The 17,268-nt window shown below is 55.9% G+C and carries 16 protein-coding genes and 1 pseudogene; 15 read left to right on the forward strand and 2 right to left on the reverse strand.

Features of this window, described 5'->3' with window-relative positions:
• Positions 1-107 precede the first annotated feature (107 nt).
• Together manA and H2Z33_RS21050 are read left to right on the forward strand one after the other, a co-directional pair.
• Positions 108-1,283 carry a mannose-6-phosphate isomerase gene (manA, locus tag H2Z33_RS21045; protein ID WP_032670035.1) on the forward strand — a complete coding sequence of 392 codons (1,176 nt, stop codon included), beginning with the start codon at positions 108-110 and terminating at the stop codon, positions 1,281-1,283.
• 99 nt (positions 1,284-1,382) lie between these two features.
• Positions 1,383-2,909: a YdgA family protein gene (locus H2Z33_RS21050; RefSeq protein WP_033487085.1), complete on the forward strand. Its 1,527-nt coding sequence runs from the start codon at positions 1,383-1,385 to the stop codon at positions 2,907-2,909.
• A 101-nt stretch (positions 2,910-3,010) separates the two neighbouring features.
• Here the strand turns inward: H2Z33_RS21050 and H2Z33_RS21055 are convergent, their stop codons facing one another.
• Complete coding sequence (locus H2Z33_RS21055) at positions 3,011-4,039, reverse strand: Mal regulon transcriptional regulator MalI (protein ID WP_022647925.1); 1,029 nt, start codon at positions 4,037-4,039, stop codon at positions 3,011-3,013.
• 179 nt (positions 4,040-4,218) lie between these two features.
• Here H2Z33_RS21055 and malX point away from each other — a divergent pair.
• The 3 genes and pseudogenes from malX to add all read left to right on the forward strand — a co-directional run bounded on the left by malX (position 4,219) and on the right by add (position 8,127).
• Positions 4,219-5,810 (forward strand): annotated as a pseudogene (malX, locus tag H2Z33_RS21060) (maltose/glucose-specific PTS transporter subunit IIBC).
• Between the two features lie 49 nt (positions 5,811-5,859).
• Positions 5,860-7,032, forward strand: a complete 1,173-nt coding sequence (locus H2Z33_RS21065; RefSeq protein ID WP_045348996.1) for a MalY/PatB family protein — start codon at positions 5,860-5,862, stop codon at positions 7,030-7,032.
• 96 nt (positions 7,033-7,128) lie between these two features.
• Positions 7,129-8,127, forward strand: coding sequence for an adenosine deaminase (add, locus tag H2Z33_RS21070; RefSeq protein WP_015570661.1), 999 nt, complete (start codon positions 7,129-7,131; stop codon positions 8,125-8,127).
• Positions 8,128-8,183: 56 nt separating this feature from the next.
• Here add and H2Z33_RS21075 read toward each other — a convergent pair whose 3' ends face one another.
• Positions 8,184-9,224: an oxidoreductase gene (locus tag H2Z33_RS21075; RefSeq protein WP_047637398.1), complete on the reverse strand. Its 1,041-nt coding sequence runs from the start codon at positions 9,222-9,224 to the stop codon at positions 8,184-8,186.
• A gap of 239 nt (positions 9,225-9,463) precedes the next feature.
• Here H2Z33_RS21075 and blr point away from each other — a divergent pair, with 239 nt between their 5' ends.
• The 10 genes from blr (at position 9,464) to nth (ending at position 16,815) form a co-directional block, all read left to right on the forward strand.
• Complete coding sequence (blr, locus tag H2Z33_RS21080) at positions 9,464-9,589, forward strand: division septum protein Blr (RefSeq protein WP_151884424.1); 126 nt, start codon at positions 9,464-9,466, stop codon at positions 9,587-9,589.
• Positions 9,590-9,818: 229 nt separating this feature from the next.
• Positions 9,819-10,034, forward strand: coding sequence for a transcription modulator YdgT (gene ydgT / locus H2Z33_RS21085; protein ID WP_000217941.1), 216 nt, complete (start codon positions 9,819-9,821; stop codon positions 10,032-10,034).
• An 85-nt stretch (positions 10,035-10,119) separates the two neighbouring features.
• The gene (locus H2Z33_RS21090) at positions 10,120-10,560 is read left to right on the forward strand and encodes a DUF2569 domain-containing protein (protein WP_015570663.1); all 441 of its coding nucleotides are present in this window, start codon (positions 10,120-10,122) and stop codon (positions 10,558-10,560) included.
• Positions 10,561-10,636: 76 nt separating this feature from the next.
• Positions 10,637-11,218 (forward strand): electron transport complex subunit RsxA, encoded by a 582-nt coding sequence (rsxA, locus tag H2Z33_RS21095; protein ID WP_000133206.1) that lies wholly within the window; start codon positions 10,637-10,639, stop codon positions 11,216-11,218.
• Positions 11,218-11,796, forward strand: coding sequence for an electron transport complex subunit RsxB (gene rsxB / locus H2Z33_RS21100; RefSeq protein ID WP_015570664.1), 579 nt, complete (start codon positions 11,218-11,220; stop codon positions 11,794-11,796). Before rsxA ends, rsxB begins: the two co-directional genes overlap by 1 nt.
• Positions 11,789-13,810: an electron transport complex subunit RsxC gene (gene rsxC / locus H2Z33_RS21105; RefSeq protein WP_015570665.1), complete on the forward strand. Its 2,022-nt coding sequence runs from the start codon at positions 11,789-11,791 to the stop codon at positions 13,808-13,810. Before rsxB ends, rsxC begins: the two co-directional genes overlap by 8 nt.
• A complete protein-coding gene (gene rsxD / locus H2Z33_RS21110) occupies positions 13,811-14,863 on the forward strand; it encodes an electron transport complex subunit RsxD (protein ID WP_015570666.1) in 1,053 nt (350 codons plus the stop codon).
• 10 nt (positions 14,864-14,873) lie between these two features.
• Entirely contained in the window at positions 14,874-15,494 is a 621-nt protein-coding gene (gene rsxG / locus H2Z33_RS21115; protein WP_033487093.1) for an electron transport complex subunit RsxG, read from the forward strand.
• A 2-nt stretch (positions 15,495-15,496) separates the two neighbouring features.
• Positions 15,497-16,183 (forward strand): electron transport complex subunit E, encoded by a 687-nt coding sequence (locus tag H2Z33_RS21120; protein WP_003857592.1) that lies wholly within the window; start codon positions 15,497-15,499, stop codon positions 16,181-16,183.
• Positions 16,180-16,815, forward strand: coding sequence for an endonuclease III (gene nth, locus H2Z33_RS21125; RefSeq protein WP_015570668.1), 636 nt, complete (start codon positions 16,180-16,182; stop codon positions 16,813-16,815). Before H2Z33_RS21120 ends, nth begins: the two co-directional genes overlap by 4 nt.
• The last annotated feature ends 453 nt before the right edge of the window (positions 16,816-17,268 follow it).

Consider the following 17,268-nt stretch of genomic DNA (forward strand, 5'->3'; position numbering starts at 1 on the left):
TAACAAAAACTGAGACTAGTACGACTTTTTACATCCGCAGGTTACTTCCATTCGGTTTATTGCTTTAATACGCGGAGTTAATTCCACATATGAATCAGGGCTTGATAATGCAAAAACTCATCAACTCAGTGCAAAACTACGCCTGGGGAAGTAAAACTGCGTTAACGGATCTCTACGGTATCGCCAACCCGGACAACCTGCCGATGGCAGAGCTGTGGATGGGCGCGCATCCGAAGAGCAGCTCAAAAATTGAAGATGCCAGCGGCCAGGTTCGCAGCCTGCGTGACGTCATCGACGCCGACAAAGCCGCACTGCTCGGCGATAAAGTGGCGAATCGTTTTGGTGAGCTGCCGTTTCTGTTCAAGGTATTGTGCGCCGACCAGCCGCTCTCCATTCAGGTTCACCCGAACAAAAAAGCCTCTGAGCTGGGCTTTGCCAAAGAAAATGCCGCCGGTATTCCGTTAGACGCCGCAGAGCGTAACTACAAAGATCCTAACCACAAGCCGGAACTGGTTTTCGCCCTGACCCCTTTCCTGGCGATGAATGCCTTCCGCGAGTTTTCCGAGATCATCTCCCTGCTGCAACCGGTCGCCGGGGCTCACAACGCGATCGCCCATTTCCTGGAAAACCCGAACGCAGAAGCCTTGAGCGAGCTGTTTGCCAGCCTGCTGAATATGCAGGGCGAGGAAAAATCCCACGCGCTGGCGGTGCTGAAAGCCGCGCTGAACAGCCAGCAGGGTGAGCCATGGGACACCATTCGCGTAATTTCCACGTTTTATCCGGACGACAGCGGTCTCTTCTCTCCGCTGCTGCTGAACGTGGTGAAGCTCAACCCGGGCGAAGCGATGTTCCTGTTCGCTGAAACCCCGCACGCCTACCTGAACGGCGTGGCGCTGGAGGTGATGGCTAACTCCGATAACGTACTGCGCGCGGGCCTGACGCCAAAATACATCGACATCCCTGAGCTGGTTGCCAACGTGAAGTTCGTGGCGAAACCTGCTGCGGAGCTGCTTACGCAGCCGGTGAAAAACGGCGCAGAGCTGGACTTCCCGATTCCGGTTGACGATTTTGCCTTCTCGCTGCACGACCTCAGCGCAGACGAAACCGCCATTGCACAGGAGAGCGCAGCGATCCTGTTCTGTGTAGAAGGCGAAGCGACGTTGCATAAAGATAGCGAGCGTCTGGTGCTTAAACCGGGTGAATCCGCCTTTGTCGCGGCCAACGAGTCGCCTGTCCGGGTGAGCGGTACCGGTCGCCTGGCGCGTGTTTTTAATAAGCTTTAGGGACTTACTGAATTTTTTAACAACTCTTGCTAAGCTAGTAACAGGCGTTGTAACACCAGGCGGTTTTAACCGCCTGGTTTCATTTTAGGGATAATCGCAATGAAAAAATCGGTCGTAGCGGTAGGAGTGATTGTTGCTTTAGGCGTGATCTGGACGGGTGCTTCCTGGTATACCGGGAAACAGCTGGAAAGCCGTCTGGCAGAGATGATGACGCAGGCAAACAGCGAGATTAAGCGCAGCGCGCCTGAAGCAGGTCTGGAGCTGAGCTACCAGAACTACCAGCGTGGCGTGTTTACCAGCCATATGCAGGTGGTGGTGAAGCCGGTTGCGGGTAATCAGAACGCCTGGCTGAAACCGGGCCAGAGCGTGGTGCTGGATGAAGTGGTCAGCCACGGTCCGTTCCCGCTGGCGCAGTTGAAAAAGTTTAACCTGATCCCCTCCATGGCATCCGCCAGAACCGTACTGGTGAATAACGAGGTGACGAAGCCGATTTTCGATATGGCGAAAAATGAGTCGCCGTTTGAGATCAATACCCGCATCAGCTATGCCGGTGATACGCATTCCGACATCGACCTGAAAGCCCTGAATTACGAACAAGGCACCGACAAAGTCGCCTTCAGCGGCGGTAATTTCCAGCTTGATGCCGATCGCGACGGCAAGAATGTCTCCCTGACCGGCGATGCCGCCAGCGGCCTGGTGAATTCAGTCAATGAATATAACCAGAAGGTTCAGCTTACCTTCAACAACCTTAAAGCCAGCGGCAATAGCCGTATGACCGATTTTGATGAGCGTATCGGCGACCAGAAACTGAGCCTCGATAAGATCGCCATTGCGATCGAAGGCAAAGAGATGGCGGTGCTGGAAGGCATGGATCTGGACGGTAAGTCTGACGTCTCCAAAGACGGTAAAAGCATCAACACCCAGCTGGATTACAGCCTGAAAAGCCTGAAAGTACAGAATCAGGATCTGGGTACCGGTAAGCTGTCTCTGAAAATCGGCAACATTGACGGCCAGGCGTGGCATGAATTCAGTCAGAAATACAGTAAAGAGAGCCAGGCTCTGCTGACCGATGCCGCCCTGCAACAGAACCCGCAGGCGTACCAGCAGCAGGCGATGACGGTGCTGTTTAATAACCTGCCGATCCTGCTGAAGGGCGAGCCGGTGATTACCGTTGCGCCACTGAGCTGGAAAAACGGCAAAGGCGAAACCAACTTCAACCTGTCGCTGTTCCTGAAGGATCCGGCCGCTGCGACCGGCGAACCGCAGACCCTGGCGCAGGAAGTTGACCGCAGCGTGAAATCGCTCGACAGCAAGCTGACCATCCCGATGGATATGGCGACCGAGTTCATGACGCAGATTGCGAAACTTGAAGGGTATGGTGAAGAAGATGCAGGGAAACTGGCAAACCAACAGGTGAAAGGCCTGGCGGCGATGGGCCAGATGTTCCGCATCACGAAGGTGGAAGACAACACCATTTCCACCAGCCTGCAATATGCTAATGGCCAGGTGACGCTCAACGGCGACAAAATGCCGCTGGAAGAGTTTGTCGGTATGTTTGGTATGCCGACGCTGGGCATTCCGGCACCGGCTGAACCGGCAGCGCCGCCGGCAGTACCGCAGCAGTAAACGAAAAACCCCTCGCATGAGGGGTTTTTTATTGCCGGGTGGCGCTGACGCTTACCCGGCCTCCGATCCTGAGTCGTTGCAGGCCCGTGCAAGCAAAGCGTTTACTTCACCGTCACTAACCGCGCAGCCACAATCTGATGCCCGGCCTGCACGTCCGTATTTTCAATGCGCTGCATGATCCTGTCTGCCAAGGTGTACCCCATCTCACGAGCCGGTGTCGTCGCCCAGACGATGGGGAGATCGTCTAACGCATTTTCACCGACGTCCGCGAACGCCCCCAGCGCTACCTGATGGCCGAAAAACGTTTCTACCCCGCCCTCACCGCTCTGGCGTCCGGCGCGGATTAAACCGAACCACGCCCCCATCGCAATGACGTCGTTATAGCAAATCACCGCGCTGATCGTCGGGCTGTTGCGAAGCAGCGTGCCGATGGCTTCCGCGGCTTTTTTCTGGCTGGATTCACACTCCACCACCCATTCGCTGTGAAACGGCAGGCCGTATTTGATGAGCGTGGAGCAGTAACCGCCCACCCGCTCGGCACGCGTCAGGGACGAGCTTTTACCGCCGAGCCAGGCGATGCGCTGATGGCCGCGATGAATAAGATGCTCGGTCAGCATTTGCGCGGCCTGCATGTTATCTGGCCGAAGGGTATCGGCTTCGTCGAGATAGCTGGCGCGCGAGGCAAACACCAGCGGTACGCCTTTCTGCGCCGCGCGCTCACACAATTCACTGCCCACGCCGGACGCGCCGGCCACGATCACCCCATCCACCCCTTGCGTCAGCAGCATATCCAGCCTGGAGAGCAGCTGCTCCGGTTCGCGCCCACCGTGGAGCAGGAAAACCATTCGCCCCTGCGCTTCAAGCGCCTCGGTAAGCCCGGCGGTCAGTTCTGCATAAAACGGCGACGCGAGGTCGCGAACGATCAGCCCTATCACCCCGCTTTGCCCACCGCGCAGCGCCGACGCCTGGCGATTACGCACAAAGCCTAACTGCTCAACGGCCTCGTTGACGCGCTGACCCGTTGCAGGAGAGATGCGCCCCTTCCCGCTCAATACCAGCGAAACGGTGCTGACGGAAACCCCCGCCGCCAGCGCGACATCGTTGATGGTGATCTTTTTCGCTACAGCCATGTGGTGGCGTGACTCCTTGATAATGAGATCGCTAAAACGTTTTATCAATACGTTATCTTTATACTACCAGTAAAAGCCTGAGAATGTGATTTAGCGCGCACTAAAGTTTGATAAAACGTTTTATCTTCTCGCCCCATCGAGGTCGTTAAATCTCTTTCTACCATTTAAGGAGTCGTTTTATGACGACGAAAGCAGCACAAAAAATATCGCTGTGGGAGTTTTTCCAGCAACTGGGTAAAACCTTTATGCTGCCCGTGGCGCTTCTCTCTTTTTGCGGGATCATGCTGGGGATCGGCAGCTCGTTAAGCAGCCACGACGTCATTACCCTGATCCCTTTCCTCGGAAATCCGGTACTTCAGGCGATCTTCATCTGGATGAGCAAGGTCGCTCTTTTGCCTTTAGCTTCCTGCCGGTAATGTTCTGTATCGCCATTCCTCTGGGTCTGGCGCGCGAAAACAAAGGCGTGGCGGCGTTTGCGGGCTTCGTTGGCTATGCGGTCATGAACCTTGCGGTTAACTTCTGGCTGACCGCCAAAGGGATCCTGCCCACGACCGACGCGGCGGTACTGAAAGCCAATAACATTCAGAGCGTGATTGGTATTCAGTCCATCGATACCGGGATCCTTGGAGCCGTGATCGCGGGGGTGATTATCTGGATGCTGCACGAGCGCTTCCACAACATCCGCCTGCCCGATGCGCTGGCCTTCTTCGGCGGGACCCGCTTTGTGCCAATCATTACGCTGGTTGTGATGGGTCTGTTTGGTCTGATCATCCCTCTGATTTGGCCGATTTTTGCCATGGGGATCACCGGTATTGGCCGCATTATCAACGGCGCGGGTGATTTCGGCCCGATGATTTTCGGTACCGGTGAACGTCTGCTGCTGCCGTTTGGTTTACAGCACATCCTGGTTGCCCTGATCCGCTTTACCGAAGCCGGCGGTACCATGGACGTTTGCGGTCATTCCGTTAGCGGTGCGCTGACCATCTTCCAGGCCCAGCTGAGCTGCCCGACCACTCACGGCTTCTCTGAAAGTGCGACGCGTTTCCTCTCTCAGGGTAAAATGCCTGCCTTCCTCGGCGGCCTGCCGGGCGCAGCGCTGGCGATGTACCACTGTGCCCGTCCGGAAAATCGTCATAAAATTAAAGGTCTGCTGATCTCCGGCGTTATTGCCTGCGTGGTGGGCGGTACGACAGAACCTATCGAGTTCCTGTTCCTGTTCGTAGCGCCGGTACTGTACCTCATCCACGCCGTACTGACGGGCCTGGGCTTTACCGTGATGGCTGTGCTCGGTGTGACCATCGGTAACACCGACGGTAACGTGATTGACTTCGTGGTCTTCGGTATCCTGCACGGTCTGTCCACCAAATGGTATCTGGTGCCGGTTGTGGCCGCCATCTGGTTCGCGGTTTACTACGGGATCTTCCGCTTCGCCATCACCCGCTTTAACCTGAAAACGCCTGGCCGCGATACCGATACGGCCACCAGCGTTGAACAGGCGGTAGCCGGCACCATTGGGAAATCCGGATATAACACGCCGGCTATTCTGGCGGCGCTGGGCGGTGCGGATAACATTACCTCTCTGGATAACTGCATCACCCGCCTGCGTTTGTCGGTGGCGGACATGTCCAAAGTGGATACCAACGCACTTAAAGCTAACCGGGCTATCGGCGTGGTACAGTTAAACCAACACAATTTGCAGGTCGTCATTGGCCCGCAGGTACAGTCAGTGAAGGATGAGCTGGCAACCCTGATGCGAACCGTCGAAGCCTGATGCCTCGCCCCCCTCGTCATGAGGGGGTTTTACTTTACGGAGCACCGTCATGTTTGATTTTTCAACCGTCGTGGATCGACACGGCACCTGGTGTACCCAGTGGGATTATGTCGCTGACCGTTTTGGCGCTGCCGACCTGCTGCCCTTCACCATCTCTGATATGGATTTCGCCACCGCCCCCTGCATTACCGATGCGCTGCACCAGCGAATAAACCACGGGGTGTTTGGCTACAGTCGCTGGAAAAATGACGAATTTCTGGCCGCCGTGGCGCACTGGTTCCGGCAACGCTTTAACAGTCAGATTGATACCGAAACCGTGGTGTATGGGCCGTCGGTCATTTATATGGTCTCGGAGCTGATCCGCCTCTGGTCCTCGCCTGGCGACGGCGTGGTGGTCCATACCCCGGCTTACGATGCCTTTTATAAAGCCATCGAAGGCAACCAGCGTACCGTTGTTTCCGTGCCGATGCAGAAAACAGCGCATGGCTGGGAGGGCAATATGGCCGCGCTGGAAGCAGCGCTGTCAAAACCGGAAAACAAGGTGCTGCTGCTGTGTAGCCCGCAAAACCCGACCGGCAAAGTCTGGACGCGGGAAGAGCTGACCACAATGGCGGCCCTGTGTGAACGTTATGACGTAGCGGTGATCAGCGACGAAATTCATATGGACATGGTATGGGGCACGCATCGTCATACCCCGTGGAATGAGGTTGCGCGCGGTAAATGGGCGCTGCTGACCTCGGGTTCCAAAAGCTTCAACATTCCGGCGCTGACGGGTGCCTGGGGGCTTATCGCCGATGACGCCAGCCGTAACGCCTATCTGAATGCATTAAAAGGTCGGGACGGACTCTCTTCCCCTTCCGTGCTGGCGCTGACCGCGCACATTGCTGCCTACCGACAGGGAGAACCCTGGCTGGACGCGCTGCGGACCTATCTCGAAGAAAACCTGCGCTACATTGCTGACGAACTGAATACTGCATTTCCGACACTCAACTGGCAACCGCCCGAGGCCACCTATCTGGCATGGATCGATCTCAGCCCGCTTGGCATTGATGACAATACGCTGCAAAACGTGCTGATTGATCAGCAAAAAGTGGCCATCATGCCGGGATATACCTATGGGGATGAAGGTAAAGGCTATGTGCGTCTGAACGCTGGCTGTCCGCGTAGTAAGCTTGAACAGGGCGTTCAACGCCTTATCGCTGGCATCAACACTCTGCTGTAAATCATTTGCGCAACGGAATATTCCCTTGCGCAAATAGCTTTTTACCCCGTTTTGTTTTTATAATATGGCGCACTTTAACCAGCAAAGAGTGCGACCATGATTGATACACGCCTGCCTTTAACTGATATTCACCGCCACCTCGACGGAAACATTCGTGCCCAAACCATTCTCGATCTTGGCCGCCAGTTCAATTTAACCCTCCCTGCCGAAACGCTTGAAACCCTGATCCCGCATGTTCAGGTCACGTCGAACGAACCGGATCTGGTGAGTTTTCTGAGCAAGCTCGACTGGGGCGTGAAGATGCTGGCCTCGGTCGATGCCTGTCGCCGTGTCGCCTTTGAAAACATCGAAGATGCCGCGCGTAACGGCCTGCACTATGTTGAACTGCGTTTCTCCCCGGGCTATATGGCGATGACCCACAACCTCCCCGTAGCGGGCGTGGTTGAAGCGGTCATTGAAGGCGTGCGTGAAGGCTGCAAAACCTTTGACGTTCAGGCGCGTTTGATCGGCATTATGAGCCGTACCTTCGGTGAAGCGGCCTGTCTTCAGGAGCTGGAAGCATTACTGGCGCATCGCGACCAGATCACCGCCATCGACCTGGCCGGTGACGAGCTGGGCTTCCCGGGCAGTCTGTTCCTGTCTCATTTCAACCGCGCACGTGATGCAGGATGGCATATTACCGTTCATGCGGGGGAAGCCGCGGGGCCGGAAAGCATCTGGCAGGCCATTCGTGAGCTGGGTGCGGAACGTATAGGTCATGGCGTGAAAGCCATTGAAGATCGCGCGCTGATGGATTTCCTCGCCGAACAACGTATTGGAATCGAATCCTGCCTGACCTCCAATATTCAGACCAGTACAGTGGCGTCGCTGGCGCAACACCCGCTGAAAACATTCCTCGAACACGGGGTGCTGGCTTCGCTGAACACGGACGATCCGGCGGTTCAGGGCGTGGATATTATTCACGAATACAACATCGCCGCACCACAGGCCGGGCTGAGCCGCGAGCAGATCCGTCAGGCGCAAATCAACGGGCTGGAGATCGCCTTCCTGACGCCTGAAGAGAAACAGGCGCTGCGCGATAAAGTTGCTCAGTAGTCCTCTTTACTGCCGGGTGGCGCTGCGCTTACCCGGCCTACGAAAGCGTTTGGCACTTATGCCAGACAAAGCGTTGCGCGATGTTTGGCAGATTCGATCCCGAGCTCGATGAGCTCCATAATCTGGATTGCCTGGCTTGCGGGAACCGGATTTTCACCTGAACCGTTCAGCGCGTCACGAATGGCGGCGTAATACGCCGGATAGTTCCCCGGCAGGGTCAATACCGTCTCTTCAACCAGTACCTCACCCTCCGCACGCGTCACCACCCCGTCGCGCATGTCGTAGCCCCAGTCCTCCTGCGGTAAGCGTTCGCCATTTTTGAGGCGCTCTTCCTGCGGATCCAGGCCGAACTTCACATAGCTGCCGCGCGCCCCGTGAATGATATAGCGGGCCGATTCCGCCGCCGCAAGCATTGTCCCGTGCAGCACAATGCGCCGCTGCGGATAACTCAAAATGGCATGGAAATAGTCGGTGGTCTGCGCCCCCGGCCTGAGCTGCGCTAAATCGACCGTCATGCTCACGGGCAAACCAAACAGATGAACGGCCTGATCGAGAAGATGCGGCGCTAAGTCATACCAGATGCCGCTACCCGGTCCCGCCTGCTCGCGCCAGCGATCTCGCACCTGCGGACGATAACGATCGAAGTGCGACTCAAAAAAGGCAATTTCGCCGAGCGTGCCTGCGTTTATCAGCGCCTTAACCGTCAGGAAATCGCTGTCCCAGCGCCGATTGTGAAAGACCGATAATAACCGACCCAGACTTCGCGCCAGCGCATCCAGCTCGCGCGCCTGTGACAACGTCACGGTGAAGGGCTTATCGACAACAACATGTTTCCCTGCCTCCAGCGCCGCTTTCGCCAGGGGGAAATGAGTGTCGTTAGGAGTAGGAATGACAATAAGGTCAATATTAGGATCGTTAAACAGATGCTTAGGCTCCGTTACCACCGGCACGGCTGTCCAGTCGGCGCGGACCTTAGTCTCATCGCTGCTTGTGATAGCCGCCAGTTCCATTCCCGGCGTGCCGGCAACCAGCGGTGCATGAAAGGTTTTGCTTGCGTACCCGTAGCCAATAAGACCGACGCGGATGTTTTCACTCATCGTTTGCCCCCTCGCTGTGCGCTTATTTATCACTGGCCTTGTGCTTAACGCACAGATTAATAATGTGCCCTTTGAGTTAAAATAGCATCTCGCGACAGCGTTTTTTGTTACCTCGCATTAAAGTGTGTATATGGGTTCGGGGAATCGTTCCCAAAGCGCTTGCTCTGGCGAAAAGGGCGCTGTAACATTTGTAATCTGTATTTATGGATAAATTACAAACACATATTATGTCGTCAATAATTAATCGAATCATTGAATTAGCGGGATGGATTGTCCTTGGGGTTTCAGTCGTGTTGCTCGGCATCGCCAGCCATATCGATAACTACCAGCCGCCGGAGCCTGTTACTGTCGCACAACAAAAGTAAGCCGTGTCGTCATAAAGCGTGACACATTACGTCATGGAACGTATTGCCAGCCGTAATGAACGGGGTTACCCTTCTCTTCCAGGCATCTGCTGATGCCTGAATCTTCGCAAAGAAAACTCCTAATTTCGTCGCGTTACCCGAGTGGACAGTTTACGTCTTTATTAATCCGTTTATTATTCGAACGCATTACCTTTATGGGTATTACCCTTTTATATGGAAACTTATTAATATGACAGTTCAGGACTATTTATTAAAATTTCGCAAGATCAATTCCCTTGAAAGCCTGGAAAAACTGTTTGACCATCTGAACTACACGCTGTCGGATAATCAGGACATCATCAATATGTACCGCGCTGCTGACCATCGTCGCGCCGAACTGGTCTCTGGCGGTCGTCTGTTCAATGTGGGGGAAGTGCCTAAATCCGTGTGGCGTTACGTTGTATAAGAAAGTAGCCTTCGGCGTGAAATGTTATATACTCTCCGCCCTGCAAATTTCTGTATAACATTTCGCGCAGACTATGGGAGAGCGTATGACCGCATTGCCTGGAGAGAGAATTGGGGGCTGGTTAATCGCCCCGCTGGCATGGCTGCTGGTGGCATTATTAAGCGCTTCGCTGGCGCTGTTGCTATACACCACCGCACTGGTTACGCCTCATGCTATCCAGACACTGATGTCCCAGAGTGCGCTCAATATTGCAACGTGGTTTGTGTCGTTCGTTTTCGCGATCGCGATGTGGTACTACACGCTGTGGCTGACTATCGCCTTCTTCAAACGCCGCAAAAGCGTGCCGAAACATTACATTATCTGGCTGCTGGTCTCCGTGCTGCTGGCTGTCAAAGCATTCGCTTTCTCGCCAGTATCAGACGCGCTGGCGGTTCGCCAGTTACTGTTTCCGCTACTGGCGACGGCGCTTCTGGTCCCTTATTTCAAGCGTTCGACGCGCGTTAAGAAGACCTTTGTCAACCCGTAATAACCTTACAGTTAACCTGTTGTGGCCTGTTGTCGTTTATCCGATAATAGGCGGCTATTTTATTTCAGGCTAAATAATGACCGATTACTTACTGCTCTTTGTCGGAACTGTGCTGGTTAATAACTTCGTACTGGTGAAGTTCCTTGGCCTGTGCCCGTTTATGGGCGTCTCCAAAAAGCTGGAGACGGCAATGGGCATGGGGCTGGCGACCACCTTCGTGATGACGATGGCCTCCATTTGCGCATGGCTGATTGATACCTGGATCCTGATCCCGCTCGACATGCTCTACCTGCGCACCTTGTCCTTTATTCTGGTCATTGCGGTTGTGGTGCAATTTACCGAGATGGTGGTGCGGAAAACCAGCCCTGCCCTGTATCGCCTGCTGGGCATTTTCCTGCCTCTCATCACCACCAACTGCGCGGTGCTGGGCGTGGCGCTGCTCAATATCAACCTTGGGCATAATTTCCTGCAATCGGCGCTGTACGGTTTTTCCGCGGCGGTCGGTTTCTCTTTTGTTATGGTCCTGTTCGCCTCGATTCGCGAGCGTCTGGCCGCGGCGGATATTCCCGCGCCGTTTCGCGGTAACGCCATCGCTCTGGTGACCGCAGGTTTAATGTCTCTGGCCTTTATGGGCTTTAGTGGTCTGGTGAAGTTGTAATGAGTGCTATCTGGATTGCCATCGCGTCCATCAGCGTACTGGGACTCGTCTTTGGCATCATTCTGGGTTATGCCTCCCGCCGGTTTGCGGTGGAGGACGATCCGGTGGTTGAAAAAATTGATGAACTTTTACCGCAGAGCCAGTGCGGGCAGTGCGGCTACCCTGGCTGCCGCCCTTACGCTGAGGCGGTGGGCGTGCAGGGCGAAAAGATCAACCGCTGCGCACCGGGTGGCGAAGCGGTCATGCTTAAAATAGCTGCCCTGCTGAACGTCGATCCCCAGCCTGTCGACGGCGATGAACAGGCCCAGGAGCCCGTTCGTGCCCTTGCTGTCATCGACGAAGCCAACTGCATTGGCTGCACCAAATGTATTCAGGCGTGTCCTGTTGACGCCATTGTGGGCGCAACGCGCGCGATGCACACCGTTGTGGCGGATCTGTGCACCGGCTGTAATCTCTGCGTGGCGCCCTGCCCGACGCAGTGTATAGAACTACGCCCGGTTGAAACGACTACTGAAAGCTGGAAGTGGGACCTTCAGACCATTCCGGTTCGCAATATTCCTGTGGAACAACATGCTTAAGTTATTTTCTGCCTTCAGAAAAGAGAAGATCTGGGATTTCGACGGCGGCATTCATCCGCCTGAGATGAAATCGCAGTCTAACGGCACGCCGCTGCGCCAGATCCCGCTGGCGACCCGTTACGTTATGCCCCTTAAACAGCATATCGGCGCGGAAGGTGAACTGTGCGTGAAAGAAGGCGATAGCGTTCTTCGCGGCCAGCCGCTGACCTTTGGTCGCGGACGGATGTTGCCGATACATGCCCCGACTTCCGGTAAGGTGGTGGCTGTTGCCCCCCATACCGTTGCCCATCCGTCGGCGTTGTCTGAGCTGAGCGTGATCATTGAAGCCGATGGTGAAGACCGCTGGATCGATCGTGACGGCTGGAGCGACTACCGTTCCCACAGCCGTGAAGCGCTGATTGAACGCATTCATCAGTTCGGCGTGGCGGGTCTGGGGGGCGCAGGCTTCCCGACCGGCGCTAAGCTTCACGGCGGCGGCGATAAAATCGAAACGCTGATCATCAACGCCGCCGAGTGCGAACCGTACATCACCGCCGATGACCGTCTGATGCAGGACTGTGCCGCGCAGGTGGTGGAAGGGATTCGCATTCTTGCGCATATTCTGCAACCCCGCGAAGTGCTGATCGGTATTGAGGACAATAAACCGCAGGCCATTTCGATGCTGCGTGCGGTACTGGCAGACAGCCACGATATCGCCCTGCGAGTGATCCCGACCAAATACCCGTCCGGCGGGGCAAAACAGCTGACGCAGATCCTGACCGGCAAACAGGTCCCCCACGGGGGCCGTTCGTCCGACATCGGCGTGCTGATGCAAAACGTGGGAACCGCCTACGCGGTGAAACGTGCGGTGATTGACGGCGAGCCATTGACCGAGCGCGTCGTCACGCTGACCGGCGAGTCCGTCTCCCGTCCCGGCAACGTCTGGGCGCGTCTGGGTACGCCGGTGCGTCATCTGCTGGAACAGGCTGGCTTCTGCCCGGGTAGCGATCAACTGGTCATTATGGGTGGCCCGCTGATGGGCTTTACCCTGCCGTGGCTGGATGTGCCGGTGGTGAAGATTACCAACTGCCTGCTCGCCCCTTCCCCAACGGAGATGGGCGAAACGCAGGAAGAGAAAGGCTGCATACGCTGTAGCGCCTGTGCGGACGCATGCCCGGCAGATTTACTGCCGCAGCAGTTGTACTGGTACAGCAAAGGCCAGCTGCACGATAAAGCCCAGGCGCATAACCTGGCTGACTGTATTGAATGCGGTGCCTGCGCCTGGGTCTGCCCAAGCAATATTCCGCTGGTGCAATACTTCCGTCAGGAGAAAGCCGAAATCTACGCCATCTCCATGGAAGAAAAACGTGCCGCTGAAGCGAAGGCCCGCTTTGAAGCGCGTCAGGCGCGACTGGAGCGCGAGAAACAAGCCCGTCAGGAACGCCATAAGCAGGCTGCCGTCCAGCCTGCGGCGAAAGATCAGGATGCCATTAACGCAGCCCTGGCCCGCGTGCGCGAGAAGAAAGCCACCGCCGCCCAGACGGTTGTGATCGCTCCGGGAGAAAGACCGGACAACAGCGAAGCGATTGCGGCCCGCGAAGCGCGTAAAGCCGAAGCTCGCGCGCGTCAGGCGGAGAAAGCGCAACACGCCAAACCGGAAGCCGATATCGACCCGCGTAAAGCGGCAGTGGAAGCGGCTATCGCCAGGGCAAAAGCCCGTAAGGCCGGTCAGCAGACAGTGGTGGTTGAACAGGAAGCGACGGATCCGCGCAAGGCGGCCGTTGAAGCCGCTATCGCCCGTGCCAAAGCACGAAAAGCGGCACAGGTTCAGCCTGCCGAAGAGAGTGAAGCGCCTGTCGACCCGCGTAAAGCCGCCGTTGAAGCGGCCATCGCCCGTGCCAAAGCACGAAAAGCGGCACAGCAGGACGAACGGCCTGCTGCCGCCAACGACGATCCACGCAAAGCCGCAGTCGCCGCCGCGATTGCGCGCGTTCAGGCAAAGAAAGCCGCGCAGCAAGCCGTTAACGAGGATTAAATGGTTTTCAGAATTGCAAGTTCCCCTTATACCCATAACCAGCGCCAGACATCGCGTATTATGATGCTGGTGTGCCTGGCCGCGCTGCCAGGTATTGCCGTACAGTGTTGGTTTTTCGGCTGGGGTACGCTTTTCCAGTTAGTTCTGGGTTGCGCCAGTGCCGTCGCAGCGGAAGCTGCGATCCTGAAGCTGCGCAAAATGGAAGTGACTCGCATCCTGAGCGATAACTCCGCCCTGTTGACCGGCCTGTTGCTGGCCATCAGCATTCCCCCGTTCGCCCCGTGGTGGATGGTGGTATTGGGAACGGTGTTTGCGGTGATCATCGCCAAGCAGCTGTACGGCGGGCTGGGCCATAACCCGTTTAACCCGGCGATGATTGGCTACGTGGTACTGCTGATCTCCTTCCCGGTACAGATGACCAGCTGGCTGCCGCCGCATGAGATCGCCGCCACCGTCCCCGGTTTTATGGATGCCCTGCACGTTATCTTTACCGGCCACACCGCGCTGGGCGCAGATATGAACGCGCTTCGCATGGGCGTGGACGGCATCAGCCAGGCCACCCCGCTCGATACCTTCAAAACCTCCCTGCGTGCCGGACACAGCGTGGAGCAGGTGATGAAATCGTCTATTTACAGCGGCGTACTGGCGGGTGCTGGCTGGCAGTGGGTCAATCTGGCCTATTTGTTGGGCGGCGCGTTCCTGCTGCAACAGAAGGCAATCCGCTGGCATATTCCGGTGAGCTTCCTGGTGACGCTGGCCGTCTGCTCGACGCTCGGCTGGGTCATCTCACCTGAGTCACTGGCCAGCCCGCAGCTCCATCTGCTCTCCGGCGCGACCATGCTCGGGGCATTCTTTATTCTGACCGATCCGGTCACCGCCTCTACCACCAACCGAGGACGTCTGATTTTCGGCGCGCTGGCGGGTTTGCTGGTCTGGCTTATTCGCAGCTTTGGCGGTTATCCGGACGGCGTGGCATTTGCCGTGCTGCTGGCTAACATCACCGTTCCGCTCATCGACTACTACACGCGGCCACGCGTGTACGGTCATCGCTAAGGGTCACGCCATGCTAAAAACAATGCAAAAACACGGCGTTACGCTGGCGATCTTCGCTGCCGCCCTCACCGGGCTGACCGCGCTGGTAAATGAACTAACGAAAACAACCATTGCAGAGCAGGCAATGAAGCAGCAAAAGGCGCTGTTCGATCAGGTGATCCCATCCGACTTCTACGATAATGACCTGCAAAAAAGCTGCTTTGTCGTGCAGGCTCCGCAGCTCGGTAAAGGACCCCATCGCATTTATATTGCCCGCAAGGGCGATAATCCCGTGGGTGCCGTCATGGAAGCCACCGCGCCGGACGGTTACTCCGGTGCGATTCAGCTGCTGGTGGGCAGCGATTTTTCCGGCACCGTGCTGGGCACGCGCGTGACGGAGCATCACGAAACGCCGGGCCTTGGCGACAAAATTGAAACACGTTTAAGCGACTGGATCTTACACTTCGCCGGCAAGATGATTCATGGCGAAGACGATCCTGCTTTCGCGGTGAAAAAAGATGGCGGCGAGTTTGACCAGTTCACGGGTGCCACGATTACCCCACGCGCGGTGGTCAACGCCGTCAAGCGCGCCGGGCTGTATGCCGAAACGCTGCCCGCGCAGATCAATCATCTTTCCACCTGTGAGGAGTGACCATGAGCCAGGTTAAAGAGGTTATCGTCCAGGGTCTCTGGAAGAACAACTCCGCGCTGGTACAGCTGCTGGGGCTGTGTCCGCTGCTGGCGGTGACGTCTACCGCCACCAACGCGCTCGGGCTGGGGCTGGCGACCACGCTGGTGCTGACCCTGACTAACTTTTCCATTTCTGTTTTGCGCCGCTGGACGCCGTCGGAAATCCGTATTCCGATCTATGTCATGATCATTGCGTCGGTGGTCAGCGTGGTGCAAATGCTGATTAACGCCTACGCATTTGGCCTGTACCAGTCGCTCGGGATTTTCATTCCGCTTATCGTGACTAACTGTATTGTCGTAGGCCGCGCTGAAGCCTTTGCGGTGAAAAACAATCCGGCCATATCCGCGCTGGATGGGTTTTCCATCGGCATGGGCGCGACTGCCGCCATGTTCGTCCTCGGCTCTCTGCGTGAAATTTTGGGCAACGGTACGCTCTTCGACGGTGCGGACGCGCTGCTTGGCGGCTGGGCGAAGTCGCTGCGTATTGAGGTGTTCCATACGGACACTCCATTCCTGCTGGCCATGCTGCCGCCTGGCGCCTTCATTGGCCTTGGGATGATGCTGGCGTTAAAATACCTGATTGATGAAAAACGTAAACGCCGCGCCGCTGAGCGCAGCGTACAGGAAGGGATCCCCGAGAAAGCAGTATGAATAAAGAGAAACGCATTGCGATCCTGACGCGCCTGCGCGATGAGAACCCTCATCCTACGACAGAGCTGAATTTTAACTCGCCGTTTGAACTGTTGATCGCGGTGCTGCTCTCTGCACAGGCGACGGACGTGAGCGTCAACAAAGCCACGGCCCTGCTCTACCCTGTCGCCAATACGCCGCAGGCCATGCTGGAGCTGGGCGTTGAAGGTGTGAAATCCTATATCAAGACCATTGGCCTGTTTAACAGCAAGGCCGAAAACGTCATTAAGACCTGCCGGATCCTGCTGGAGCAGCACGGCGGTGAAGTCCCGGAAGACCGCGCTGCGCTGGAAGCGCTGCCGGGCGTCGGGCGTAAAACGGCAAATGTGGTGCTGAACACGGCGTTTGGCTGGCCGACTATCGCCGTGGATACCCATATCTTTCGCGTCTCTAACCGTACCCGGTTCGCGCCGGGTAAAAACGTGGAAGAGGTGGAAGAGAAGCTGTTAAAAGTGGTCCCGGCGGAATTTAAGGTGGACTGCCACCACTGGCTGATTCTGCACGGACGGTATACCTGTATTGCTCGTAAGCCACGCTGCGGTTCCTGCATTATCGAAGATCTCTGCGAATACAAAGAAAAAGTCTATCCCTGAGCGTAAACCACCTTACTTCTTACTTGTTCAAGCCCTTAAAATTAACAAGGGCTCTGATATCTTCCCGATTGACCATAAATTGCCCTCTCTTTCTCCTTTACGCATTGTCGATTCTTCGGTCATTTAACACTCAAACAGGTTAATAGTTTTTTCATCACCAAAAATTTCTATACATCTGTGATCGCGATCACTCTGATAACCTGATGTTGGATTTTTGTTGTTAAAACCCGCCCAACCCCTTTGTCAGACAAGATTTCATCGATTCCACACCGCACATAAGACCAATCATTTTTCAGAATATGGGCTATATCACTGCCAATCACCCAAAATAGCAGAACATATCGCCATACAGCCATTAAACAGGGTAGATTACAGTGAAAAAAACCATCAATTTTGAACGGATGAGATTTAACGCTGCATAACATTTGCATGAACCGATGATTATACCGCCAG

This window comes from Enterobacter sp. YSU, from assembly GCF_016082135.1.
Lineage (GTDB): Bacteria > Pseudomonadota > Gammaproteobacteria > Enterobacterales > Enterobacteriaceae > Enterobacter > Enterobacter hormaechei_C.